This window comes from Stenotrophomonas sp. STK17_22, from assembly GCF_051983905.1.
Lineage (GTDB): Bacteria > Pseudomonadota > Gammaproteobacteria > Xanthomonadales > Xanthomonadaceae > Stenotrophomonas > Stenotrophomonas maltophilia_A.
This window is the reverse complement of the sequence record NZ_CP197010.1, coordinates 4626558-4650169: the sequence shown is the minus strand read 5'-3', so window position 1 is coordinate 4650169 and position 23612 is coordinate 4626558. Positions and strand designations below refer to the sequence as shown.

The following is a 23612-nucleotide window of genomic DNA, read 5'->3' as shown; positions in this document are numbered from 1 at the left end:
TCGGGGAGCGTGGCTCAGGTGTTGGCCAGGGCGGCGTGGTAGCTGGCCAGCGTGGCGTCGGCGAATGTCTGCAGGCCGAACTCCCGCTGTGCATGGCGGCGTGCTGCGCGGCCCTGTTCCGGCAGCGCATCGCGCTGTGCGTACAGCGCCTGTACCTGGGCGGCGATGGCGTCGATGTCGCGTGTGGCAACCACCCAGCCATCGACGCCTTGTTCGATGTTCTCCGGCAGGCCCGCGTAGTCGCTGACCAGCATCGGCTTGGCGCTGGCCATCATCTCGCGGCAGGCGAAGGAGATCGTCTCGACGTCATGGGACAGTACGAAACCAGCATCGCCGGCCGCGATCAGGACGCGGGTATCGGCCAGCAGGCCGGTGAAGTGCACCTGCGCGGCCACCTCGCCCAGCGCCTGCACCTGTTCGCGCTGCTGCGCGCTGGGCAGGTGGCCGGCCACGGCCATGTGCACATGCGGACGCACCGCATCGGGCAGCCGTGCGATGGCCCGGGCCAGGTCGATCCAGCCCTTGTAATCGTCGGTGCCGGCATTGCTGACCAGCACCAGCGCCTGTGGATCCTGCGTCCACTGCTGGCGCAGCGCGCTGCCGGTGCCGGCCGGCTGCGGTGAGTAGCGCTCCAGGTCAACGCCATTGCGGACCACGTCGATCGGGCAGCAACGGTACGGGCCCTGTTCCAGCAGGCGCTTGGTGTCGGCCGAGACCGCGATCAGCCGATCGGTGGCCCAGCGTGCGCGCAGCGCATTGCCAAAGGTATTGGTGGGTTTGCTGTTGTGCTTGGTCAGCACGATCGGCGGGCGGCGCATGCCCAGCAGCCCCTGCATCACGAAGCGGTGGTCGCGTGCACCGTTGACATGGATCAGGTCGATGCCTTCATCGTGGACCAGCCTGCGCAGCGCGCGCTGTTCGGCCAGCTGCCGGGGCAGCGTTGGCAGGCCGCTGCCGAACGCAATCGGCAGTGTGCGGGCAATGCCTTCAGCGGCCATGGTCCGCAGCAGGCGGCTGTCGGCCGGCGCGGCGACGTGGAGCGTGTGCTGGCCGTGCAGCGCACGCGCCAGCGAGACGATGTACGTGGTGTGGCCGCCACCGTCGCCGTAGTGGAAGTTGGTGTACAGGATTTTCATGGGGGGTCTTCAGGCAACGCCCGCGCAGTGTGACACAGCGTGGTCAAGGCCGGTCCGCGGAAGGCGCCGGGTCGGCCACCGCCTGTCCATTGCCCAGCATCCACAGCATGATGGTCTTCTGCCGCACGTAGTTGGCGCGGACGTAGGCGTAGACCAGGCCGTGCCAGCCGTCGCGGAAGCCGCCACGGAACAGGAAGCCGCGCCAGAACCGCCAGGCCGGCGCCAGCACCAGCTTGCCCAGCGTGGCCCGCTTGCCGCGTGCGAACTCGTGCTCGGCCATCATCCGCGCGTACTTCTCGGTCTTGGCCAGCTGCTGCTGCAATGACCGGTACGGATAGTGGATCAGGTCGCCGCGCAGGGTGCCCACACTGCCGTCGACACTGGCCGCCTCGTGGATCTCGCGCTTGCCGCGCCAGCCGCCGCGGCGGCGGTCGAACAGGCGCATCACCCGGTCCGGGTAGGCATTGCCATGGCGCAGGAACTTCCCGAAGTACTCCGAGAGGCGGGCGAAGCGGTAGCCGGCCTGGCCGCCGAAGCCACCGTCGCGGGCCTGCTCGATGGCCGTGCGCAGCTCGGGGCTGATGCGCTCGTCGGCGTCCAGGCACAGCACCCAGTCGTGGCTGGCCTGCTCGACGCAGAACGCCTTCTGGCTGCGGAAGCCCTCGAACCGGCGCTGCAGCACGCGGGCACCGGCGGACTCGGCGATGGCTACGGTGGCATCGGTGGACTGCGAGTCCACCACCACGATCTCATCGCAGAAGGCCAGCGAGGCCAGGCAGTCGCCGATGCGCCCGGCCTCGTTGAACGCGATAATGCACGCCGAGATGCGAGGCCGTTCGATGGGAGCGGTCGTGGAGGACATGATGGCCGGGTACCTGTTGTTTGCGACGGAGCGCTATGCGCTGCCTATTCTCGCCCCGTTGGCGCAGGCCTTGCACGCGTCAGGGCAGGAGGTGGCGGCCTGGTTCGAGGACGGCGCGGCCGGCAGCAGCCTGCCGGGGGTGCCCAACGTGGGCCTGAAGCAGGCCCTGGCAATGCGTCCGCGGGCGGTGTTCAGCGCGGCCAACTGGGTGCCGACCTTCCTTTCGGGGGCCAAGGTGCAGCTGTTCCATGGCTTCAACGTGGAGAAGCGGGACAGTGCGCGCGGCCACTTCCGGGTGCGCGGCATGTTCGACCTGTACTGCACGCAGGGGCCGGCCACGACCGCACCGTTCCGCGAGATCGCCAGCCTGCAGGGCCACTTCGCCGTGGCCGAGACTGGCTGGCCGAAGCTGGACCCGCTGTTCCGCGATGACGGAGGCGAGAGTTCCGCGCTGCGCGCACCGGCCGGTGACCGCCCGGTGATCCTGTTCGGTTCCACCTTCACCGAGCGGCTCAGCGCGGCCCCGCGCCTGCATGCGCAGATCGCCGCTGATATCGCCGCCGGTGACCACTACTGGCTGCTGACCCTGCACCCGAAGTGCCCACCGGAACTGTTCGAACGCTACCGCGCGCTGGCCGGTGCCAATGCCCGCTTCATCGAGCCGGAGCAGGTGATGGCCGCGCAGCGTGCCGCCGATGTGCTGGTGTCGGACACCTCATCGATCGTTTCGGAGTTCATCGTGCAGCACAAGCCGGTGGTGACCTTCCGCAACCGCGTGCCCAAGCCGCACATGATCGACTTCGATGATCCTGCGCAGCTGCAGGCGATGCTGCAGCGCGCGCTGCACCCGGACGCCGCGCTGCAGGCGGAAATCGTGCGCTACGCCGATGCCATCCACCCTTACCGCGATGGCCGCTCCAGTGAACGGGTGATCGCGGCCACCGAGGATTTCCTGTCCGGTGAAATGAGTGCGTTGCGGCGCAAGCCATTCGGCAGCTGGGTGCGCGATCTGCAGATCCGCAAGGACCTGGGGTATTGGGGCCCGTCGCAGCGCTGATGCCTCGCTGACCTCGCTCGCGGTAGTGCCGGCCGCTGGCCGGCAACCTTGGGAATGGCGGCAGTTGCCGGCCGGCGATCGGCACGACCTGTAGTGCTTACCAGCGCAGCTTGCGCCGCGCCAGCGCCGCGGCCAGTTGATCCATCACCTGTTGGGCCTGTGCCTGCGGCAGATGATGCAGCGTCAGCGCCACATCACCATGCGCGCCGGCGGTATCCAGCTGCAGGCTGCTGGTGCCCAGCAGTTTGTCCAGCGGCGAGCGTTGCAGGCGCAGGCCCTGCACCTTGTCCAGCTCGGCCCAGCGCCACCAGCGCTTCCACCAGCCGCCGCGCACCGCCACATAGTGTTCGTCCAGGTACCAGCCCATGCGTGCCATCTGCCGGTGCGCGACCAGCAGCGCCACCGGTAGCCACGCCAGCACCAGCAGGCCCCATGGGCCCCAGCGCCAGTACGCGGCCGCAGCCAGCAGCGGCACCAGCACCAGTGCGCCCAGGCACAGCCGCCACCAGCCGCGCTGCGGAATGGACTGCCATTGCAGCGGAGGCCACTGCAGCTGCGGCAGCAGGTGCTGCACCAGCTGCTCACAACGTGTACTGGACGCCAGCGGCGCGAGTTCGCGCAGGGCGCGGTCCTCATCGCGCGCGGGGCCACCGGCGGCACTGTCGATGCGCAGCTGACGCAGCCCGAACCAGCGCTGCAAAGTACCTTCGCGCAGCGTCCAGGCCTGGATGCGCCGGCGCGCCACGCTGCTGCGGGTGCGGCTGAGCAGACCGGCCGATACGGTCAGGCGTCGGTCCTGCTCGCTGAGGGTGAAGCCGTGGTAGCGCAGCAGCGTCAGCACCACCGACAGCACGCGCAGCGCAAGCCAGCCCAGCAGCAGCGCGGCAGCCAGCAGCAGAAACGCACCGGTCACGCCGGGGTGCAGATGGCTGGCGTAGCCAAAGGCTTCGCGTCCACCGCGCTGGAGGGCATCGTCCATCACCGGCCGTGGCACGGTCTGGAACAGCACGCCGAACGCGGCGATCGCCAGCGCCCAGCCGCGGTTGGAGAGCAGGCCCATGCGTACCACGCCCCAGCTCGACAGGCGCAGCAGTACCTGCTCGTTCTCAGTCGCGGTGCTGGCAACCGGGTCGGGCTCAGTGATGCCGGCGGCCTGCGGCGCCTGCCCGCGCTGGCGGACCAGCAGTTCCAGCGCCAGCGCCTGGTCCAGCTTCAGCACCCGCATCTCCGCTTCCGGGCGCACGCCACCGGCCGATTCCAGGCGCAGCTCGGCCACACCAAACAGGCGGTGCAGCGGGTTCTGCCGCACCTCCACGTTGTGGATGCGCGCGAACGGAATCTCGCGCCGGTTGCGCGCGAGCAGGCCGCTGCGCACGGTGATCGCATCACTGCCGATACGGTAGCGGTAGCTGAGGTACTGCAGCACCGACACCAGTACCAGTGCGGCAATTGCCGTCAGCGGAATCAGCTGCGCCCACATCGGGTCGCGGTCGCCGCGCTGGCCGAACACCAGCAGTGCGACCAGCGGCAGGAAGTAATGGCGCAACTGCATCAACAGTACGAACAACCACGACCACGGATGCAGGCGGTGGTCCTCGCCACCGGCGGGCAGTGCTGCAGGCAGAGGCGGTGGCAGGCTCACAGGGCGTCGGCGTCCTGGTCGAGCTGGTGGGACAGGGTATCGCGCAGGCGCTCGGCATCCGCCTCGTCCAGGCCGCTGACGGTCACTGCGCTCATGCGGGTGCCGGCGGTGTGCACGATCAGCGTGGCCAGGCCAGCACGGCGTTCCAGTGGTCCACGGCGCAGGTCCAGGTGCTGCACGCGCGAAATGGGGATGCGCGTTTCCAGCTGCCACATCAGGTCGCGGCGCAGGCCCAGCCCTTGGGCATCCAGCCGCCAGCGGGTGCGGACCAGGCGCCGGCGGCCGAGCCAGGCGCCGAAGACGATGCCGATCAGCAGCCCAAGGGCGGCCGTCCACAGGCCGCCGGGCAGGTCGAAGAACCACGCGGCTGCGGCCAGCGGCAGGCCCGGCACAAACAGGCCGCCGAAGGCACCTTCCAGTGCGGCCAGCCGCGCGGCGCGGCGCGGCAGCGACTGCCAGGCATCGGTGGTCGGAGCAGTAAGGGGAACGTCGGTCACGCGGGCTCCGTCAGGTGGCAGGGCGGGCGGTGGCGGCCGTGGCCGCACCGCGCAGACGGTAGCAGGTCGGCTGCGTTACTGGGCAGCCTGGATCAGCGCGTCCACATCCAGCATGTGGCCGGCACGATCGGCCTTGGTGCGCAGGTAGTGCTCGTTCTCGGCGGTGATCTCGCCGGTGACCGGAATGCAGTCCAGCACCTCGATGCCAGCGTTGCGCAGGCGCTGCGCCTTGGTCGGGTTGTTGCTGAGCAGGGCCACGCGCGAAATGCCCAGGCCGCGCAGCATCGCCACCGCGCTGCCGTAGCGCCGTTCGTCGGCGCCGAAGCCGAGCTGTGCATCGGCATCGATGGTGTCCAGGCCGTCATGCTGGTAGCCGTAGGCACGCATCTTGGCCGCGATGCCGGTACCGCGGCCTTCCTGGTCCAGGTACAGCAGCACGCCGCCGCCCAGTTCCTTCAGCTTGCGCAGGCCGCGCCGCAGCTGGTCGCCGCAGTCGCACTTGAGCGAACCGAACAGGTCGCCGGTCAGGCACGAGGAGTGCACGCGTACCGGTACCACCGCCGACAGATCCGGTTCGCCGACGATGATCGCGACCTGGTCACGCTGGGCGACGCCACCACGGAACACCGCGAACGAGGTCATGCCGACATCGCGCAGCGGTACCGGCGAACGCGCCACCAGTTCGTAGTCATGCGCGGCATGTGCTGCGCCCTCGGCCAGGTCGCACAGCGCAACCTCGGCCGCGCCATCGAAGGTGCGGTCTTCGGCGTCCAGGCGCACCGCCACCATCGCCGGCAGCAACAGGCCGAGGCGGGCCAGTTCCACCGCGCCTGCATCGAAGGCGTCACCGGCGCTCCAGCCGTCCGGCATCGGGCCCGGTTCACGCAGGTAGCCCAGCGAGGGCAGGGCATCGAAGGCAACACCGGCCAGCGGCAGGCGCGCACCCTGCGTGGCCTCCACGCCAAGCACGCGGGCGCGGGTGGCGGTCAGGAACAGGTAGTGCCGCTCGCGGGCGGCATTGGCGAAGGCAGCGAAGCTGCTGGCCGTGGCGCTGTCCAGCGCGATCACCGCCAGGCGCTGGCCCTGGCCATCGTGGAGCAGCACCGGGCGACCGGCACGCAGTTCGGCCACCGCGCGCTCGCAGCGGATCGCGGCCGGATCGCCGAACAGGGAAGAAGCAGACATGGCAGGACCGGGGGAGTCGGACATCGCAGTCTCTATGGGGGCGCCGGCGTCGTATTCAACGTGGTGCGGCCGCCGGTCGCAGGGGCCGGATGGGCCTGAGTGCGGCGGCCGTCAGTGCGGATGCTCTTCGGTCGCGTACGGGTCTTCCTCGCCGCTGCCCGGTGGCCGCAGCGTATAGCGCTTGTAGGTCCACTGGTACTGCGCCGGATCGCGGCGGGCAATGCGCTCGATGCCGGCATTGAGCGCGGTGGCGGCCACCTGCGGGTCCGGGTCGGCCACGGCGGGGTCGGTCGGTTCGATGTGCAGGGCGAATTCCATGTCCGGGCCGATGCGCTCGCACCAGCCATACAGCACGGTGGCGCCGGTGCGCTCGGCCAGCCGGTTGACCAGGGTCATGGTCAGCGCCTGCACGCCGAAGAACGGCACGAACACGCCATCGCCGGCCTTGGGCTGCTGGTCGGGCAGGATGCCGGTGGCACCGCCGTCCTTGAGCACCTTGAACAGCTGGCGCACGGCCGGGCCTTCGGCGCGCACCTGCTGTACGTTCTGGCCGCCCCGCACCAGTTGCAGGAAGGCATCGCTGGCTTCGTCCTCCGGTGGCTTGTAGACGATGGCGATCTGCCCGCGCGAGGCCAGCCACTGGTTCAGCAGCTCCCAGTTGCCGAAGTGCGGTGCGGCCACGATCACGCCCTTGCCGCTGGCCAGGGCCGCGTCGTACAGGGCCTCGCCGTGGCGCTGCTTCAGATGCAGGCGCAGGTTGTCGGCCGGCGCCTGGCTCCACAGGCGCAGGGTCTCGATGGCCTGCAGGGCGGTGGAGCGCAGCAGCTCCCGGTGCAGGCGGTCGCGCGTGGCGCGGTCCAGGTCCGGGTAGGCCAGCTCCAGGTTGCGTCGGGTGACGCGGCTCTCACGGGCGTTGAGACTGATCCAGGTCCAGGACAGGGCACGGGCGATTCCCCGCAGCAGCGGCCAGGGCAGGCGGGCGAACAGGGTGGTGGCGCGGTAGACCAGCCGGGCTTTGCGTTGCGGATTCATCGGCGCCAGTTTAGCCAAGGGCGCTGCTATCGTGGCCGGCCCCGTTCATTGGAGCCCACGATGCTCGTCCTTATCCAGCGTGTCAGCCAGGCTGCCGTCCACGTCGATGACGAAGCGGTCGGCCAGATTGGTCCGGGCCTGCTGGCGCTGGTGGGCATGGAACCGGGCGATACCGAGGCCCAGCTGCGGCGCATGGCCGAGCGCCTGCTGGGCTACCGGGTGTTCGCCGACGAGGCCGGGAAGATGAACCGCTCGCTGCGCGACACCGGCGGCGGTCTGCTGCTGGTCAGCCAGTTCACCCTGGCGGCCGATACCCGTTCGGGCATGCGGCCCAGCTTCACCAGCGCCGCACCGCCGGACGAGGCTGAACGCGGGTTCAATCGATTTGTCGAGATCTGTCGTGAAAATCACGCACCAGGGGTGGAAACGGGCCGATTTGGTGCCCATATGGTCGTCAGCCTGGTCAATGACGGTCCCGTGACCTTCCTTCTCAGGCCCTGAGCCTGCGGGACCACCGCCCGGCAGGCGGGGCCCCGGGCTGGTATAATGCTACGTTCCCTATTTCTCCCTAGCCGGTGGCGCGAGCACTACATGGCCAACGAACGTCCTGCCCAATCCGAAATCAAGCAACTGATCAGCAAGGGCCTGGAACAGGGCTACCTGACCTACGCCGAAGTCAATGACCATCTGCCGGACGACATGGTCGACCCGGAACAGATCGAAGACATCATCGGCATGATCAACGGCATGGGCATCGATGTCCATGAAGTTGCGCCGGATGTGGAAACCCTGCTTCTCAACGATGGCAACACCGGTAACCGCGAAGTCGATGACACCGCGGCCGAAGAAGCTGCCGCCGCGCTGAGCGCTCTCGACACCGAAGGTGGCCGTACCACCGACCCGGTGCGCATGTACATGCGCGAAATGGGCACCGTCGAGCTGCTGACCCGCGAAGGCGAAATCGCCATCGCCAAGCGCATCGAGGAAGGCCTTTCGCAGGTCCAGGCCGCCCTGGGCCAGTTCCCGGTCTCGGTCGAGTCGCTGCTGACCGACTACGAAGCCCACAAGGAAGGCAAGAAGCGCCTGGCCGAAGTGATCGTTGGCTTCAACGACCTGGCCGACGAAGAGCCGGCGCCGCCGGCGGCTGCTGCCGATGACAGCAGCGATGCCGACGCCGAAGGCGACGAGGACGAGGACGATGATGTCGAGGGTGGCGAGGAAGAAGCCGCACCGACCGGTCCGGACCCGGAGGAAGTCGCTGCGCGCATGCAGGCGCTGAGCGATGCCTTCAACGCCTTCAAGAAGGCGGCGACCAAGGGCGACAAGAAGAACCTGCCGCGCCTGCGCGAAGAGATGTCGGCGGTGTTCGTCACCCTGAAGCTGCCGCTGCCGCTGACCGACGTGCTGACCAAGCAGCTGCGCGACACCATGGCGTCGATCAAGGCCCACGAGCGCCGCGTGCTGAACCTGGCCACCGTCACCGCCCGCATGCCGCGCAAGGACTTCATCCGTTCCTGGGAAGGCAACCAGACCAACCTGGAGTGGGTGGAAGACGCACTGAAGCGCAAGCAGAAGTGGTCGTCGGCCCTGCGCGAAGTGAAGGACCAGATCATCGCCGAACAGCAGGCGACGATCGACATCGAGAAGCTGACCCAGCTGGACCTGGAAGAGCTGAAGGAAATCAGCCGTGCCATGGCCTACGGTGAAGCCAAGGCGCGCAAGGCCAAGAAGGAAATGGTCGAGGCCAACCTGCGCCTGGTGATCTCGATCGCCAAGAAGTACACCAATCGCGGCCTGCAGTTCCTCGACCTGATCCAGGAAGGCAACATCGGCCTGATGAAGGCCGTGGACAAGTTCGAGTACCGCCGCGGTTACAAGTTCTCGACCTACGCCACCTGGTGGATCCGCCAGGCGATCACCCGCTCGATCGCCGACCAGGCGCGCACCATCCGTATTCCGGTGCACATGATCGAGACGATCAACAAGTTGAACCGCATTTCCCGCCAGATGCTCCAGCAGTACGGCCGCGAGGCTACGCCGGAGGAGCTGGCCAAGGAAATGGACATGCCGGAAGACAAGATCCGCAAGGTGATGAAGATCGCCAAGGAGCCGATCTCGATGGAAACCCCGATCGGCGACGACGAGGATTCCCATCTGGGCGACTTCATCGAGGACACCAACGTGGAGTCCCCGATCGAGAACACCACCAACATCAACCTGTCTGAAACCGTGCGCGACGTGCTGGCCGGCCTCACCCCGAGGGAAGCCAAGGTGCTGCGCATGCGCTTCGGCATCGACATGAACACCGACCACACCCTCGAGGAAGTCGGCAAGCAGTTCGACGTGACCCGCGAGCGCATCCGCCAGATCGAAGCGAAGGCCCTGCGCAAGCTGCGTCACCCGAGCCGCTCGGAGCAGCTGCGCAGCTTCCTGGATATCGATTGATTTCCAGCGGCTGTTGAAGCGTTGAGAGAAACCCCGCTTCGGCGGGGTTTTTCTTTGCCCACCATATCCCTGTAAAGCCGAGCCTATGCTTGGCTGAGGCTTATGATTACGTAACAAGTAATGTAACGGAAGGCTCGCGTCGAAGCTGGCTCTTCGTGAATATGTCCATTATTTTCAAACTCATAGGTGCACGGCCGCGCTTGCAGCCCCGCTTTTTTGATGCTAATTACGTAACAAATTTCGTATTACGTAATGCACATGCCACGCGCTCAACGCCCACAGGTACTGGATCTGATCGCTCAGCTGGCCCCCGGCCAGCCGCTACCTGCCGCGGCGCTGGCCGAGCGTCTGGGGGTGGGCCGGATGGCGCTCAGCCGGCTGGTGGCCGCCAGTGGCCCGCAGGTGGTGCGCATGGGCAGCACCCGGGCAACCGCCTATGCGCTGCGGCGGCCCACCCGGGCCGGCAGCGAATGGCCGCTGTACCGGCTGCGCGAAGATGCGACGCTGGAGGAGCTGGGGCGGGTAATTGCGCTGGTAGGAGGCGGCTTCCACGTCGATGCCGGGCCTGACTGTCCGAACCTGCGACGCGCGCCCGAAGGTGACGTTGCCGCCTTCTTTCCTGTCTTGCCGTGGTACCTGGATGACCTGCGACCGCAGGGATTTCTTGGTCGCAGCTTCGCCCATGGCCGTGCGCAGGCGCTCGGCCTGCCGAAGGACCTCAAGAGCTGGCAACCGGACGATGTGTTGATGGCCCTGGTAACCGCTGGCGGGACTGAAGCGGGCGACCTGCTGCTCGGTACCGCCGCCGTGGAGGCGGCGATGGAGACGTTGCAGGTGCCGATTGATCGGGTTGCGGCCGACGATCGTCTTGCACAGTATCGCGAGCGTGCGCGTGCTGCGCTGGACGGAGAGGACGTGGGCTCCTCGCCGGGTGGCGAGCAACCCAAGTTCACCGCCACCGTAGAGGCCTACGGCAGGCGCCGCTCGGTCCTGGTCAAGTTCGCGCAGCCTGATGAAGGCGCCGCCGCCCAGCGCTGGAGCGATCTGCTGGTCTGCGAACATCTGGCGCTTGAGGCCCTGCGCGAGTCCGGACAAGCCGCGGCGTCCAGCGAACTGCTGCAGTCGCCCACGCACACCTTCCTGGAAATCGAGCGCTTCGACCGCACGCCCGATCTGCTGGGGCGGCGAGGCCTGGTCTCGCTGCTGTCGCTATCGTCTGCGTTCACCGGCGAGGTCACCCCAGCGTGGCCGGTTGCAGGCGCCGAACTGCGTGATCAAGGCTGGCTGACGGCCGACACCGTGCAGGCGATGGGCCGACGCCATGCGTTCGGGCGGCTGATCGGCAACAGCGACATGCACCACGGCAACATCGCCTTCCACTTCATTGATCGCGGCCCGCTGCCGCTGGCGCCGGTCTACGACATGCTGCCGATGTCGCTGGCGCCGTCAAAGCTGGGCGTGTTGCGCGCGGACGAGCCGCTGTCGCCGGTCGCGCCGCTGGGCAGTGGTGATCTGCAGCATCTGCGCTGGGCGGCACCGGTGGCTGAAGCATTCTGGCAGTGCGTGGCTGTTGACGGGCGGATCCAGTCGCCGGCAATGCGGTCGTTGGCGGGGGCGAACGCCGAGCGGGTGCGGGAGATGGGCGCGCGGTTTGGGTGAGCCAGCTGTTGCGCAAGCCTGGGCGCGTGGCGTTGCGCAGCGATGGCTGAGGGTTTTTCAGTGTGTCTTGGCGTCGGCGGGTAGCCGGTTGAGCGCAGGCTCCACTACACTGTGACGCTGCGCAGGGCCTATAGCTCAACGGTTAGAGCAGGGGACTCATAATCCCTTGGTTCCAGGTTCGAATCCTGGTGGGCCCACCACATTGACGTCCAGCGAAGTCCGGAGACGTCCGAGAACTCCTTGATCTACTTGATTTCAGCGCTGCGACGCATCCATAGCCGTCCAGCGGCATCCACTTGCATCCACAAAAAAAGTGAGTCAGGCTGTGTGTCAGCGGGCTAGACGCCCCTAGACGACTCACAGGCGCTTGACTCACATGCTGACCGACACCAAGTTGCGTTCGCTCAAGCCGAAGGCCAGCCCCTTCCGTGTGGCTGATGCCAACGGCTTGTGCATTGAAGTGCGCCCTTCGGGAGCCAAGGTGTGGCGCTACCGCTACCGCTATCTGGGAAAGGCCAGCATCGTCACGCTCGATGAGTACCCGTCGATGTCGCTGCAGGCTGCCCGCGTCGAACGCGACCGTCTGCGCTCGCTCCTGCGTGGCGGGGCTAATCCCGCTCAAGTGGCCAGAGTCGAAAAGGCAGTCCAAGGAGAACGGGCCGCGAACACCTTCGGAGCCATCGGCTTGGAATTGCTCGCCAAGCGAACGAAGGAGGGCCTTTCCCCTGGATCGGTCGTGCGCGAGCGTCGGCTGATCGAGAAGGATCTGGCGGGGCTGGCTGATCTGCCTATTGGGGACATCACCGCCCCCGTGCTGCTGGCGGCGCTGCGGAAGCTGGAACATCGCGGTGTCGTGGAAACCGCACATCGTGCCCGGGCGCATGCTGGGCGAGTATTTCGCTACGCCATCGCTACGGGTCGCGCAGACCGCAATCCCGCTCAGGACCTCACAGGAGCGCTTGAACAGCCTCAGACCAAGCACTTTGCCAGCGTGACTGATCCTGCCGTGATAGGAGGCCTCCTGCGCGCGCTGTGGGGCTACCAGGGGGCACTGGTCACGCAAGCCGCTCTAAAGCTGGCCCCAATGGTGTTTGTTCGCCCTGGGGAGCTTAGGCAGGCGAAGTGGGCTGACATCGACCTCGATGCTGCAGAGTGGCGCTACGTCACCAGCAAAACCAAAACGCCGCACATCGTCCCTCTGTCAGATCAGGCCGTTGAGGTTCTCCGGGAGCTGTACCCGTATACGAAGCGGAGCGAATTTGTCTTCCCTGGTGTTCGCAGTGCCCTAAAGCCGATGAGTGAGAACACACTGAACGCGGCGCTGCGGAACCTTGGATTCGACTCGGACACGATGGTGGGCCATGGCTTCCGAGCGATGGCAAGAACCGTGCTGGACGAAGTGCTTGGCTATCGCCCGGACTATATCGAGCATCAGTTGGCGCATGCGGTAAAGGATCCGCTTGGACGGGCCTACAACCGAGCGACCCACCTGCCGGAACGCAGGAAGATGATGCAGGCCTGGTCCGACTATCTCGACCAACTGCGGATTGCAGAACCGAACGTGCTGGCCTTCAAGGCCAAGCGCGCCTAAACCTTACAGAGGCCTTAAGGAGGGCCATCAAGGCAGTAGAGCCGCATAAACAAAGCGGCCGAGAAAGGGGCTGGAACCCCTAGCTCGGCCTACCACAACCGACTATTGGAGAGTCGATCATGGATTGCAGCATTGTACTTGTTGCGCCTGAACGGGCGCGCTCGGCCGAAAACCGGCCCACATCTCAGGCCGTACTGGCCATCAGGATAGTCCGCGCTTGCCACAGCTGGTTCAGCGCCAACGACGACCTCAATACCTACCGAGTCTGCCTCGCACTTTTCACCGCGGCACTGGCCCTCGAATTCTGGGGGCGCGCCAATGGCTAAGCGCAATCAAGGCGAGTCGGCGGCCCTGAGCAGGGAAGATGCCCTTTTCCAGGCGCTAAACTCAGCAAGCCTTGCCATGGGTGACATTGAGGGGATCTGCCAACTGCTCTTCAACGAGCAATCGATGTTCGAGGCAGATTTCCCGGCTCCGATAGCTGCTGCCATCAGCATGATCCGCGAGCGGGCTTCTGCTGCAGGAAATGCGATGCAGGAGGTGCTGTGATGCTCAGCTCGACTGTAGCGAGGGCTACGCAGGAAAAGGATGTACTCGAAGTCCGTATTGAGGCGCTGCTTGAAGCTGGCGTACCGATCCGAGCTTTGATCGGACATCAGCTCTGCAGCATAGACTGGCTTGCTGCTCGAATCGACCACAAGTTCCGGCTTTGCTATCCCGGCGAGCGCGGTGAAGTGATTGTTGAGTCCGTTTCTGCAGCCAGGCTCCTCACTCGTGGCAGGGAGCTAGGTTGGCATCCGCTGGATGAAGAACCGTTTGAGCTCGGATGGCCAGACCTCTTCAAGGAACCGCTTTATCACTACCGACAAGGCGTGCATTGGTACGCGACCGCTATCTCGGATACGGACCGGATGCTCCCACTCGGGTTTCCTAAGTCTGTCCTGGAGAGAGACAGACTAGCCACGGAAGCAGCGGCTAAGAGGGCTGAAAGTCGATTGCGTCGCCAGCAGAAGGCGAGGGACAGAGCCTTGGCTGCCAAAGACCGCCAAGCTGATCTGGACAACTTGACGCGTATCTCAGAGCGGATGCTGCAGGAGGCTGCACAGGCCGGACGCCCTATTTCAGTTTCGACCGCTCGGCGAACGGCAAAGGCATGGATGCACCAATGGGAGAAGGATGTTGCCACAGTCATGAAGCGGTTCACGGATGGCCAGAGGGGTGGTGACGATGGCCGGTAACAGCAGCAGGTTCCGGAGGCCGATCCGGTTTAATCGGACCCGCGCGAACCCAATTCAGCGGTTGCCCTTCTACCGCCAGAGCCATGCCAAGGTCGGGGACTACTGGCGAATGCCCGAAGCCCATGGGCATCTGATGGGCCGAGAGGTGGGGAGGGTCTGCTGCATCGCCTTCCTCCAAGCTCTCAGGGCGGCTGCAGCGGACCCGCGCACTAGCGGGAGTGCCCATCTGGCCGATATTGTCTGCTCCGTGGCTGAGGTTCACGGCGGTAGCGTTGGGGAAGTACAGAGGGGAATCTTGGATGGTTTTTTTGGGTGCGGATCGCCGCTGGTGGAGGCCTTGCTTCGCGGTATCTGCGCTGAGAAGGGCGTCGAAGAGGTTTACACAATGGACCAACTGGAGGCAGCGCTCACCGACCTGTCTTCTGCCAGCGTTGAGGAGTACGCAGGGCGGCGCAACGTTCCGGTCCAGTCGCTAATCCCTGATAGGTCCGACCATCCTGCTTTCGAATTGTCATCCCAGGACGCAAAGCCTCAGTAGGAGGCAGCTTGAAATTGAGGAAGAACTACATGGCTCGTCCCAAACCCGCCAGCCGAATTCCCGACTGGTTCAATCTGGATGCATACAGCCACTTATCCGAGTTGGATGCCAACGGTTGGTTGAGGGTAGTAAGCGGCCTTCGCATGCTGCTCGACGAAATACCCGATCTCTATCGGACTGGAGATGATGATTCTGACCTGGACCTGGAAGAGCTTGAAGAGGTCTTTGTAGGCTTCCAGGAGGATGAAGGCAGAGGATGGGCCGACTGGAAGAAGCAAGAATATGTTGTGGATGAGGCTGTCTTTGACTTCGGCAGTGTCCAGTCACTGAGCAACTGGACCGTCGCGCATATGGGCGCAACACTTGATCACATCGAGAACGGTCCTGAGTTGTTGGTCGGCATGAGAACGGCGGTTGAACTTGAAACCAAGAAGGAGTTCAAAGCAGCTAGGAAGGCATTCCAGTCCATTGACTATCTTGAGGAGTTTTCCAGCACGCCATTCTTTGTTTCACTGAGAGACTCTAGGCAGAATTCAGGCTCTGGGGTTGGGCTTCCTAGGCGGAGAGCGCTCTCGGTCAACATGCGAGCTCCTGACGAGATACTCCGTAAGGACTTCGACCGGTGGCTTCGGGCGATGCGCGCTCTTCAGGGGCATCAAGCTGCGAAGAAGTCATTTACGGACACTGATTTCAAAAGGTGGGTGCGCAACGCGTACGTCCCGCTGCTTGTGCTGACTAAGTGGAAGGAACTCACCGGTGCGAGGATCACCTACGGTGACCTCTGTGAGGCGGCGTTCCCACCAATGAGAAGAGTGGAAGTAGATGACGTTCGTAAGACTTTCCTGCCAAACGCTAAGGCCTGGGCATCGCTTGAGACCATTGATGCTCTTGCCGCGCAGGCAGCTAGGGAGGACGAAAAGTCGGAAAATTCTGGCGGCTAGATATTTCCGGAAGTAAAAGGATTTGAAGCTGCCCCGGTTGAAAATGAGGGCCTCATTTGGCCCTTCAAGTAGCACGTCTATGTGCATAGTTTTACATCCGCCCGGACACAGCCGGGCGGGTGCGGACGCCGGTTCGTACCCAGCTAACAGGTACGAACAATGGTCAACTCAACGAACGCTCTCGATCCACTGCTGCATCGCATTCCCGATGCGTGTCGCCGGCTCAGCGTCAGCCGGACGACCCTCTACGAACTGATCAAGGCGGGCGAGATTCGCTCGGTCAAAATTGGAGCTCGATCCCTGATCCCTGAGGTCGATCTCCAGCGTGTGCTGTCCTCCAGACTGGGGGCCGTGCGATGAGCGGATTCGACTTCTCCGATCTGAGCGCAGATCAGCGACGTCTGCTGGATCTCGGTGGCTGGACCGCAGATCACCCCCATAGCGAGACCAAGCCGGGCCGTAAGGACGCCTGGGGCCTCATCGAGCGTGGGCTCCTTCTCGCTGTCAGTGTTCGGAGGCGTGACAGCTACGGCTCTTACTCCCTCACCGAGTACCGGGTGCCGGACACGGCCCGCAGGGCATGGGCTCAGCACAAGGAGACCTCGGTATGACTTCCGATGCTATCCGGCTGGGGCGCGTGGCCGCACAGGGCCGAATCCTAATGCGCCTGCCCGAGGTGATCGCAGCTTGCGGCATGTCCCGCTCTCTCATCTACAAGATGGCGAAGGAAGGCCGGTTCCCTCGACCTATCCGAGTAGCTGCGCGCTTGTCTGCCTGGGACTCGGAGGCGGTGCGATGCTGGATCGACTCTCGTTGTGAAGAGGGGAGGGCCGCCTAATGGCTACTGGAATCATCCACGTCGACTTCCACGGTGCCGAACTCATCGGCCGTCTCCACCAAGGATGCCCCTTTGTGGCCATGCGGCCCATCGTGGAAGGCATGGGTCTGGATTGGTCCAAGCAGCTTGAGAAGCTGAAATCTCACCCCGTCCTGGCCCGCCAACTGTCTACCTTAAGGGGGATGGTTGCTGGCGATGGCAAAGGTCGCCAAATGCAGGCCCTGCCCTTGTCTAGGCTCCCGTTCTGGCTGGCCACAGTGAATCCTAACAAGGTGAGGGCTGCCATTCGGGAGCGCGTGGTTCTGTTCCAAGAGCAGGCGGCTGACGTTCTCGCAGCGGCATTCCTCTCGAATGGGACGCGGCAGGATGTGGCAATGGCAAAGCGAGTCGCAGGCACCGTGATGTGCCGCATCCTGCACGACACGCTGGTTGGGCTGGGCCGGGACCCCAAGGGTTACGACTACGCCACTGAGCATCGACTCGTGAATCACTGCATCACTGGGGTCTTTGGCGGTGTCTGTGAGGACTCGCTTTCCACAGACCAGCTCAAGCTGCAGCAAGAGCTCAGGATACAGAACGCGGTGTGGATCGGGCAGGGCAGGCCATATCGTGATCGCAAGCCTCTCCTTGAGCAGCATGCAGCCACTTGGTGCAGCTCTCAGCGGATCGGTTGGGAGGCCCCCAATGCTTCCTAGCGCGACTGACAGGATATTGCATTGCGCCAGCGGTCTCCTCGTCTCGCCGAGTACTGGGGAGCTATGGAGCGCCTGCGGGCGGACAGTAGGCCGGAGATACCGTGACGGGTACATCAGGGTCATTCACCGCCGGGCAGGTGGTTCCTGCACAACCTGGTATGCCCACAGGCTCGTGTGGGAGGCCGTCCACGGTCCTGTACCCAAGAGGATGGAGGTGGATCACCTCGATGGTGATTCGTCGAACAACAGGTTGGACAACCTGCAATTGGTGACTGGTTCGGAGAATCGCCGACTTCAACGCGCACGGAACATAGCCAAATTCGGCAGCCCCTCCTCCCAGTGCAAGCTCAGCGTTGCAGAGGTGGAAGCGGTCCTGCGCACGGTGGGAATCGTTCCAACCAAGGTTTGGGCGCGCCGCTACGGCGTGAATAGTTCAACTATCAGGTGCATCCGCAAGAAGAAGACTTGGCGTCACGTGGATGCAGGGACGACCTGTAGAGCCAAACGTCCTAAGCGCGGCTGAGGCCGTGTTCCTTGCCCTTGGGGGGCACATGCACAGTACAAGCCAAGACCGCGCCCAGCGGTCTCCAGAGGGCGGCGCAAGCTATGGCCAGGCGCAACCCAAGAAGAACACTGACAGGCGGCGCCAGAAGCTCGTAGGGCGGTCGAAGGGCGCGCCGTTCCTGATGCTTGAGCACAGGATTTCCGACTCGCCGGAGTTCGGCCAGCTATCTGGTAACGCCGTAAAGCTGCTGCTGGAACTGGCCCGGCAATACAGGCCTGGCAAAAACGGCGATTTGAGCATCCCCTGGTCGATGCTCTCGACCCGTGGTTGGAGGAGCAAGGCGACCGTGCACGGCGCCAAGCTTGAGCTCCTCTCCGCAGGCTGGATCATCGAGACGCGCAAAGGTGGCAAGAACATGTGCAGCCTGTACGCGCTGACCTATTACGCCGTCGATGAGTCCGAAAAGCACCTTGAGCCACCGACCGTAACTCCACTGAACCTGTGGAGGAATCGCAATGGGTAGTCGCTATGTAGGCCAACTAGGTCGCTATGCAGGCCAATCCCGCTATGAGTTGGCCCGCATAGAGACCTACGAGGTCGCAATGCAGGCCAGTCAGGCGGTTATCCACACCCCTTCGAGGTCGCTATGTGTACACCCTTCTAGATATATACCAAGCGGAGCCCGCTCTTCTTGCTTCAAGGCATTGGCTTTAGGGCTTCAAGCCACGGCGGTCGCTTCTGGACGTATCCAAGGAGAAGCGCGAACCGGTTCGCCAGGCGGAGTAGTCCGTCTGCCGGACGGGTCGCACTGGGAGGCCGCCCATGGCATCTCGAGACCATGAGCGGTACTTGGAGATGGTGCTGCTGGAGAACGAGGCAGTCGATTTGGTTGTGAGGAGCATCGCTGGCGCGTTTGGCTTCGGGGCACCAACACGGCCCACAATCCGGCATGCGACGAGGCGGAGCTCCAGCGAGGAGTGCTGCCCGGATGACGGTGCGTACCTGCCAATCCATCGCGTGCACTCGATTGAGCAGGCCGCATCCAAGTACCTACCAACGCAGGTGGCGGCTCGTAAGCAAGCGCTGGATAGGTTCAGCCCGAAGGATCGCCAAGCAGTGCTGGATTTTGACCAGATGGCGGTGATGCGCGCGCCGGCCGCGGCTGATCGTACTCGCCAGCTACGGAGCTGGAAGACACAGGGATCGCTTACGGCCGCGCCTGTCAGGGGGCCGGGCAGGCTGGTGCTGCACGCTCTGGCGGACGCGCACCTGGACGGTCCACTTGCTGCCTGGCTAATGCTGTACGCCATCGGTGACGAGAGAGGCTGGCCGTTGGTCTGTCGGTACATGACCGCATGCGGCCATCCGGAGTGGGCTGCGTTGGAGGCGGCGCGCAGATTGCTGGTTCGTCGACCTCAGCGGTCCTATCGGGAGTCGGCGAAGTACCAAGCCCGCCAAGAGGCGCGGTTTCGTCGCGAGGTGCAGTCGGCCGAGAGGCGCCTGCTCGAATGGCTGGCTCGCGCCAGCCGGAGAGTTGCCGTCGCAATGGGATCTGCCTGCGAGTAGTAGACCTACATGGACGGCAGTGGACGCGGGAGTCAGAAACACCCAAATCCCGACCTATCTAGTAGGGCCCCATGTCCCCCAAGGGCGGGTCCAGGCGGCAGCCCCCCGAGAGCTGCCGCCTTCTTTTTTTGCCGATGAAGGCGCGCCAGGCGCTCCTTCCCACTCGCAGCCAGGCGACTACAGACGGAGTACCCGAATCCAATGGCCACCTTCTATGATTCTTTCGCTCAAGGCATGCAGAACGGTCTTGAGCGCCAAAAGGCAGTCACGCAGCGCAACATGCTGGCAGAGTTGCAGCAGCTGGCACCCAAGGTCATCGCAGGAGATTTGCCCGCGACCGATCGGGCGTTTGCCCTTGATCCTAAGACCGCGCAGTCCTATCAGGCCGAAGGAAATCGACAGCAAGACAAGCTCGTTGGTTTGGCGAAGTCGCTCACCAAGTTCGCTGGCAATCCGCAGATGCAAGCTGGTATCTACCGCAGCGCCGTTCCGTACTTGAAACGCAATTTTGGCGCTGAGATCCCTGACGACTTCGACGCGGCCACGGTCATGCCGATTGTCGATCAGGTACTAGCTGTCGCTGCTGGTCAACCAACAGCCCAGGGCGAGCAGTTCACCCTTTCGCCGGGCTCCAAGCGCTTCGATGCAACGGGTAAGGTGTTGGCTGAAGTGCCGTTTGCGCCGGCCAACGCCAACATGGTCGATATGCCCGATGGAATGGGCGGCAGCATGAAGATGATCTGGGACCCTCGCGAGCGAAAGCTGAGCGATCTCCCTGGCTCGGGGCAGCAGCCTGTTATGCCGCCCACTGGAGTAGGCCCGGCAGGCAATCGCTACAGTCTCGGGTCGGATTTGAATCCGGACGAGCTCGCCGCTGCACAGGCCGATATTGCCGCTGGCGGAACGTTGGACAATGTCATTTTGCCTGACAGGCAAGTGACCGCCGCCGGGAGGATGGGGTACACCCCTCCCAGGCAGCGTGAGGCGCCACAAGGGTACGTCTATCAGGGAGATGCGTTAGTACCCATCCCCGGAGGTCCGGCCGACAACTCATCCCCGCAGGCCATCGCTGCGGGAGAGCAGAGTCTCCGGAAAGAGGTGACCCAGAACCTCAAGGAGGATCAGGGCGTCCTGTCCATGTATCGAAACGTCCAGGCGGCGGCCGGCAAGCCGAGTGCAGCCGGCGACCTGAGCCTGATCTTCGCGTTCATGAAGATGCTGGACCCGGGCTCAGTAGTACGCGAGCAGGAATTTGCCAATGCGCAGAACGCTGCGGGTGTTCCGGATCAGGTGCGTAATGCCTACAACAAGGCCATCAGTGGCCAGCGGCTGAATCCCACACAGCGCCAGGACTTCCTCAACCAAGCCGCTCAGCTCGCGACCAACGCAGAAGGGCGGATCACCGGGACAGCCCGGAAGTACCAAGACATCGCACGCCAATATGGATACGACCCGGTGCGTGGCACAGGCATGGCCGACTTTTCTGGGGTCACAAGCAGCGTCAGTGGTGGCCCCGAGTCATCCGCTGGCCCTGCTCGTCCTCAGACGGATGCTGACTTCAAGGCTCTTCCCAGCGGCTCTCTCTACATCGACCCGGACGATGGTCGAACCTACCGAAAGAGGTAAGCAATGGCCCGTTTCGATGGAATCCCGGTAGATTCGCCGGTTAAGAGCAAGCCACGATTTTCTGGGGAGCTGGTGGAACCTGCGGACTCCCCTGCAGCTGCGACGTCTACCGGTAAGCGAAGCCAAGTTGCACCGGATGGATGGCGGTACGGCCCTAGTCGCGACCTTGCCTATGGCGCCAGGTCGGCGCTGCAGGGCGCTGGTGGCTTGCTTGGCGCAGTGGGTGGCGATGCGTTCAACAACTACATCGTCAATCCTGTGGCCCGGGCCGCGGGCATGCAGGAGGCTCGCCCTTACCGCGAGGAAGCCTCGGCTCTGGCTGACCGGCTGGGCCTGCCGAAGGCTCAGACTGCTGGCGACCGCGTGCTGGGCGACGTGGGCGAGGCGCTGACTGGAACCGGATTGACCCTTGGTATCGGCGGCGGAATTAACGCGCTGGCAAACCTCGGCCGTAGCACAGCGGCCCCGGTCACGAACCAGCTTGCCAGCTTCCTATCTGCTCAGCCAGCCCTGCAGGCCGTGTCTGCTGCTACTGGCTCAGGAGCCTCTTCTGTTGCGCGAGAGGCGGGAGCTTCTCAAGGCAATCAGCTGTTGGCCGGTCTGGCAGGCGGTTTGGCGCCGGGGGCAGGAAGTGGGCTTGCCAGTCTTGCGACTGCAGGCCGAGTACGCGCCGTAGGCACAGTACCCACGGTTGCAGCTGGCCTCACGCGCCGGGCGGCGAGGGGGAATGACGTCTCCGGTGTGCAGAGCATGATTGACGACTTCGCTGCTTCTGGCACCTCGCCGAGTGTCGGGCAAGCCACTGGCAATCGTAGTGCTAGTGCCCTTGAAACCTACCTCGGCAATACCCCAGGTGGCTCGGGCCAGATTGCCCAGCGCGCGGCCGATCAGGCGGCTGCGGCGCGTAACGCCACCGATGACCTGTCCAACAGGATCGCGGCCGGCGGAGCGGACCTGACCCCGACTCAGGTCGGTACGAACGTCCAACAGGGCATCTATGGACCTGGTGGCTTTGTGGATCGAACCGGGTCGGTTTCGGATCGACTGTATAGCGAGTTGGATCGTCATCTTCCGGCAGGTGAAATGGTGCCCGTCTCTAATGCCCGGGGCGCGCTTCAGGAAATCAACGCTGCGATCAACGGGGCGCCGGAACTCTCCCACTTGTTCGACCAAGCGGCACTTAAGCAGATTGAGCGCGCGCTGGTCAGCGACACCACCGGGGGAGCATCAGTTCTCAGCCGGCCAGGGATGCGTGAGAACGCGGCTGCCTACAGGCAGTACTTGGAGCAGCAAGCCCAGGAAGCGGCAGAGAGAAATGCGCGCAGGCAGTCGCTGGGAATGACTGTGATGGAACCGGTGCCGAGCCGGGCTGACATCGAGCAGAATCTGAGCAGCACTCTGGGGAACATGGCGGACGGGACGCTGCCGTATCAGGCGCTGAAGGAGCTGCGTTCGAAGGTCGGCAAGCAAGTCGGCGCGACGTTCCTGACACGTGACGCCGCCCACGCTGAGTGGAAGAAGCTGTACGCAGCGCTTTCCCGAGACATGGAGGCTGCCGCCACAACGCCGGAGGCCAAGAAGGCGTTCGCCAGGGCCAATAACTACTACCGTCTCAGGGAGCAGCGTTTGGACGCTATCGGCAAGATCGTCCAGAAGGAAGGGGGCCCGGAGGCCGCCTACCAAGCCATGTTCACTGGCGCGCGGAATGGCGCCACTCCCCTGAAGCGTGTGATGGACTCGCTCCCTGCTCAGGTACGCGCTGACGTCAGTGCATCCTTCTTGCAACGGATGGGGCGCGCAAGCAAAGCCAACCAGAACGCTGCCGGCGATGCCTTCTCGATGGAGACGTTCTTGAGCAACTGGGCAGACATCAGCCCCGAAGCAAAGAAGCAACTTTTTAGCAATGCGCGCTTCGGGACGGACTACGTCCAGAACGTAAACAAGCTGGTGAGGATGGCCGATTCCATTCGCAGCGGCAGCAAGGTGTTCGCTAACCCCCCGGGCACAGCCAAACAGACTGCTCTGGGCGTGACACTTGGCGGCACAGGACTTATCGCTGGGCAGAACGCATTGCAGGGAAACCTGGGCCAGGCGGCAATCACCGTCGCGTCAACTCTAGCGCTGGCCGGTGCCAACAACCTCCTCGCCAGAATGATGACCAACCCCAAGACGGTCCGCTGGCTCGCGCGAAACACCGAGCGGGATAGCGGCGACATTGCTGGTCAGATCAACACTCTGCTGCAGATTGGCAGGGAAGAGGACGACGACGAGGTGGTTGAGCTGGCTCAGCGTCTGAAGGCTGAGACAGCCGGCGGCCGTTAGCCTCCGAAGAAGGTCAGAACCGAGTACACCAGCCCAGCGACTGCAGCGAGGCCCAAGGGGACGGCGATGATGGCTAAGGCGATGGATTTACCGCCAGCCTTCCCCTCAGGATAGCGCTGGTTGAAGGCCTCGCTCTTCATTGCCTCCCAGCTCTTCTGGGGAGCGTAGTTGTTGGTCTTCCAGTCCATGGCACTGCCTTATTCGATATCGGCGGGCTGAATCGTAGCACCCGCTGAG

22 protein-coding genes and 1 tRNA gene are annotated in these 23612 nt (G+C 64.2%); 16 read left to right on the top strand and 7 right to left on the bottom strand.

Annotated elements, in window-relative coordinates:
• Positions 1-14: 14 nt before the first annotated feature.
• Positions 15-1136: a glycosyltransferase family 4 protein gene (locus ACSYS9_RS21655; protein ID WP_071227857.1), complete on the bottom strand. Its 1122-nt coding sequence runs from the start codon at positions 1134-1136 to the stop codon at positions 15-17.
• A gap of 43 nt (positions 1137-1179) precedes the next feature.
• Positions 1180-1998: a glycosyltransferase family 2 protein gene (locus tag ACSYS9_RS21650; protein ID WP_049401006.1), complete on the bottom strand. Its 819-nt coding sequence runs from the start codon at positions 1996-1998 to the stop codon at positions 1180-1182.
• On the opposite strand from ACSYS9_RS21650, the gene ACSYS9_RS21645 reads away from it, so the two are divergent.
• Positions 1997-3055 carry a CDP-glycerol glycerophosphotransferase family protein gene (locus ACSYS9_RS21645; protein WP_071227856.1) on the top strand — a complete coding sequence of 353 codons (1059 nt, stop codon included), beginning with the start codon at positions 1997-1999 and terminating at the stop codon, positions 3053-3055. The genes ACSYS9_RS21650 and ACSYS9_RS21645 overlap by 2 nt on opposite strands.
• Positions 3056-3152: 97 nt before the next feature.
• Here the strand turns inward: ACSYS9_RS21645 and ACSYS9_RS21640 are convergent, their stop codons facing one another.
• From ACSYS9_RS21640 to ACSYS9_RS21625, 4 genes are all read right to left on the bottom strand, one after another.
• Complete coding sequence (locus ACSYS9_RS21640; protein WP_071227855.1) at positions 3153-4697, bottom strand: PH domain-containing protein; 1545 nt, start codon at positions 4695-4697, stop codon at positions 3153-3155.
• Positions 4694-5194, bottom strand: a complete 501-nt coding sequence (locus ACSYS9_RS21635; protein ID WP_049401009.1) for a PH domain-containing protein — start codon at positions 5192-5194, stop codon at positions 4694-4696. The genes ACSYS9_RS21640 and ACSYS9_RS21635 overlap by 4 nt, the downstream gene beginning before the upstream one ends.
• 75 nt (positions 5195-5269) lie before the next feature.
• Positions 5270-6403, bottom strand: a complete 1134-nt coding sequence (gene ribA / locus ACSYS9_RS21630; RefSeq protein WP_071227854.1) for a GTP cyclohydrolase II RibA — start codon at positions 6401-6403, stop codon at positions 5270-5272.
• An 87-nt stretch (positions 6404-6490) separates the two neighbouring features.
• On the bottom strand, positions 6491-7411 hold the full coding sequence (locus tag ACSYS9_RS21625) for a lauroyl acyltransferase (RefSeq protein ID WP_032128563.1): 921 nt from the start codon (positions 7409-7411) through the stop codon (positions 6491-6493).
• Positions 7412-7471: 60 nt separating this feature from the next.
• Between ACSYS9_RS21625 and dtd the strand changes: the two genes are divergently transcribed.
• The 15 genes from dtd to ACSYS9_RS21550 all read left to right on the top strand — a co-directional run bounded on the left by dtd (position 7472) and on the right by ACSYS9_RS21550 (position 23375).
• Positions 7472-7912, top strand: a complete 441-nt coding sequence (gene dtd / locus ACSYS9_RS21620) for a D-aminoacyl-tRNA deacylase (protein WP_049401012.1) — start codon at positions 7472-7474, stop codon at positions 7910-7912.
• 90 nt (positions 7913-8002) lie between these two features.
• Positions 8003-9856 carry an RNA polymerase sigma factor RpoD gene (rpoD, locus tag ACSYS9_RS21615; protein ID WP_014038623.1) on the top strand — a complete coding sequence of 618 codons (1854 nt, stop codon included), beginning with the start codon at positions 8003-8005 and terminating at the stop codon, positions 9854-9856.
• 258 nt (positions 9857-10114) lie between these two features.
• Complete coding sequence (yjjJ, locus tag ACSYS9_RS21610) at positions 10115-11515, top strand: type II toxin-antitoxin system HipA family toxin YjjJ (protein ID WP_071227899.1); 1401 nt, start codon at positions 10115-10117, stop codon at positions 11513-11515.
• Between the two features lie 124 nt (positions 11516-11639).
• A tRNA-Ile gene (locus ACSYS9_RS21605) sits at positions 11640-11715 on the top strand.
• Between the two features lie 176 nt (positions 11716-11891).
• A complete protein-coding gene (locus tag ACSYS9_RS21600; protein WP_440568551.1) occupies positions 11892-13106 on the top strand; it encodes a tyrosine-type recombinase/integrase in 1215 nt (404 codons plus the stop codon).
• A 318-nt stretch (positions 13107-13424) separates the two neighbouring features.
• Complete coding sequence (locus ACSYS9_RS21595; protein ID WP_071227852.1) at positions 13425-13655, top strand: hypothetical protein; 231 nt, start codon at positions 13425-13427, stop codon at positions 13653-13655.
• Positions 13655-14344 (top strand): hypothetical protein, encoded by a 690-nt coding sequence (locus ACSYS9_RS21590; RefSeq protein ID WP_071227851.1) that lies wholly within the window; start codon positions 13655-13657, stop codon positions 14342-14344. Before ACSYS9_RS21595 ends, ACSYS9_RS21590 begins: the two co-directional genes overlap by 1 nt.
• A gap of 567 nt (positions 14345-14911) precedes the next feature.
• Entirely contained in the window at positions 14912-15823 is a 912-nt protein-coding gene (locus ACSYS9_RS21585; RefSeq protein WP_071227849.1) for a DUF6387 family protein, read from the top strand.
• 159 nt (positions 15824-15982) lie between these two features.
• Complete coding sequence (locus ACSYS9_RS21580; RefSeq protein ID WP_081352271.1) at positions 15983-16183, top strand: helix-turn-helix transcriptional regulator; 201 nt, start codon at positions 15983-15985, stop codon at positions 16181-16183.
• 220 nt (positions 16184-16403) lie between these two features.
• On the top strand, positions 16404-16661 hold the full coding sequence (locus ACSYS9_RS21575; protein WP_081352270.1) for an AlpA family phage regulatory protein: 258 nt from the start codon (positions 16404-16406) through the stop codon (positions 16659-16661).
• Complete coding sequence (locus tag ACSYS9_RS21570; RefSeq protein WP_071227847.1) at positions 16661-17356, top strand: phage antirepressor N-terminal domain-containing protein; 696 nt, start codon at positions 16661-16663, stop codon at positions 17354-17356. Before ACSYS9_RS21575 ends, ACSYS9_RS21570 begins: the two co-directional genes overlap by 1 nt.
• The gene (locus ACSYS9_RS21565; protein WP_081352269.1) at positions 17298-17879 is read left to right on the top strand and encodes an HNH endonuclease signature motif containing protein; all 582 of its coding nucleotides are present in this window, start codon (positions 17298-17300) and stop codon (positions 17877-17879) included. Before ACSYS9_RS21570 ends, ACSYS9_RS21565 begins: the two co-directional genes overlap by 59 nt.
• A 28-nt stretch (positions 17880-17907) precedes the next feature.
• Entirely contained in the window at positions 17908-18384 is a 477-nt protein-coding gene (locus tag ACSYS9_RS21560) for a hypothetical protein (protein WP_081352268.1), read from the top strand.
• 1244 nt (positions 18385-19628) lie between these two features.
• Complete coding sequence (locus tag ACSYS9_RS21555; RefSeq protein ID WP_071227845.1) at positions 19629-21053, top strand: hypothetical protein; 1425 nt, start codon at positions 19629-19631, stop codon at positions 21051-21053.
• A 3-nt stretch (positions 21054-21056) separates the two neighbouring features.
• A complete protein-coding gene (locus ACSYS9_RS21550) occupies positions 21057-23375 on the top strand; it encodes a hypothetical protein (protein ID WP_440568546.1) in 2319 nt (772 codons plus the stop codon).
• Here ACSYS9_RS21550 and ACSYS9_RS21545 read toward each other — a convergent pair.
• Entirely contained in the window at positions 23372-23563 is a 192-nt protein-coding gene (locus ACSYS9_RS21545; RefSeq protein WP_071227842.1) for a hypothetical protein, read from the bottom strand. The genes ACSYS9_RS21550 and ACSYS9_RS21545 overlap by 4 nt on opposite strands.
• Positions 23564-23612 lie beyond the last annotated feature (49 nt).

Bases quoted from the DNA above. Each gene is read 5' to 3' on its own strand.
- ribA (WP_071227854.1), bottom strand. From the start codon at position 6,403: ATGTCCGACTCCCCCGGTCCTGCCATGTCTGCTTCTTCCCTGTTCGGC.
- rpoD (WP_014038623.1), top strand. From the start codon at position 8,003: ATGGCCAACGAACGTCCTGCCCAATCCGAAATCAAGCAACTGATCAGC.
- ACSYS9_RS21655 (WP_071227857.1), bottom strand. From the start codon at position 1,136: ATGAAAATCCTGTACACCAACTTCCACTACGGCGACGGTGGCGGCCAC.
- ACSYS9_RS21550 (WP_440568546.1), top strand. From the start codon at position 21,057: ATGGCCCGTTTCGATGGAATCCCGGTAGATTCGCCGGTTAAGAGCAAG.
- ACSYS9_RS21600 (WP_440568551.1), top strand. From the start codon at position 11,892: ATGCTGACCGACACCAAGTTGCGTTCGCTCAAGCCGAAGGCCAGCCCC.
- ACSYS9_RS21570 (WP_071227847.1), top strand. From the start codon at position 16,661: ATGGCTACTGGAATCATCCACGTCGACTTCCACGGTGCCGAACTCATC.
- ACSYS9_RS21650 (WP_049401006.1), bottom strand. From the start codon at position 1,998: ATGTCCTCCACGACCGCTCCCATCGAACGGCCTCGCATCTCGGCGTGC.
- ACSYS9_RS21590 (WP_071227851.1), top strand. From the start codon at position 13,655: ATGCTCAGCTCGACTGTAGCGAGGGCTACGCAGGAAAAGGATGTACTC.
- ACSYS9_RS21575 (WP_081352270.1), top strand. From the start codon at position 16,404: ATGGGCTCAGCACAAGGAGACCTCGGTATGACTTCCGATGCTATCCGG.
- ACSYS9_RS21560 (WP_081352268.1), top strand. From the start codon at position 17,908: ATGCACAGTACAAGCCAAGACCGCGCCCAGCGGTCTCCAGAGGGCGGC.
- yjjJ (WP_071227899.1), top strand. From the start codon at position 10,115: ATGCCACGCGCTCAACGCCCACAGGTACTGGATCTGATCGCTCAGCTG.
- ACSYS9_RS21595 (WP_071227852.1), top strand. From the start codon at position 13,425: ATGGCTAAGCGCAATCAAGGCGAGTCGGCGGCCCTGAGCAGGGAAGAT.
- ACSYS9_RS21545 (WP_071227842.1), bottom strand. From the start codon at position 23,563: ATGGACTGGAAGACCAACAACTACGCTCCCCAGAAGAGCTGGGAGGCA.
- ACSYS9_RS21565 (WP_081352269.1), top strand. From the start codon at position 17,298: ATGCAGCCACTTGGTGCAGCTCTCAGCGGATCGGTTGGGAGGCCCCCA.
- ACSYS9_RS21580 (WP_081352271.1), top strand. From the start codon at position 15,983: ATGGTCAACTCAACGAACGCTCTCGATCCACTGCTGCATCGCATTCCC.
- ACSYS9_RS21645 (WP_071227856.1), top strand. From the start codon at position 1,997: ATGATGGCCGGGTACCTGTTGTTTGCGACGGAGCGCTATGCGCTGCCT.
- ACSYS9_RS21585 (WP_071227849.1), top strand. From the start codon at position 14,912: ATGGCTCGTCCCAAACCCGCCAGCCGAATTCCCGACTGGTTCAATCTG.
- ACSYS9_RS21555 (WP_071227845.1), top strand. From the start codon at position 19,629: ATGGCCACCTTCTATGATTCTTTCGCTCAAGGCATGCAGAACGGTCTT.
- dtd (WP_049401012.1), top strand. From the start codon at position 7,472: ATGCTCGTCCTTATCCAGCGTGTCAGCCAGGCTGCCGTCCACGTCGAT.
- ACSYS9_RS21625 (WP_032128563.1), bottom strand. From the start codon at position 7,411: ATGAATCCGCAACGCAAAGCCCGGCTGGTCTACCGCGCCACCACCCTG.